Annotated in this window: 1 protein-coding gene; it reads left to right on the forward strand. The window is 45.3% G+C overall.

The features are described 5' to 3' along the window. Positions 1–234: hypothetical protein (locus AC0IXA_RS28200; protein ID WP_471815027.1), on the forward strand; the 234-nt coding region annotated here is incomplete at both ends.

Here is a 234-nt window from a genome sequence, read left to right on the forward strand (position 1 = left end):
TTGTTCTTGAAGCGAAGCCAGATCAGACCATAGCTGAAGCTATTAAAGAAACGAAAGAAATGCTGCGCCGTGTGCCAAATAAAGGGATTGGCTATGGGATTTTAAAATACATGACAGCCACTGAACCGTCAGGACACCACGTACATCCTGAAATCAGCTTGAACTATCTTGGACAGATTGATCAGGAAGTGACGACAGAACTCTTTGGGCCGTCCATCCATGATATGGGACGAC

This window comes from Pseudomonas sp. AC083 (assembly GCF_979253165.1).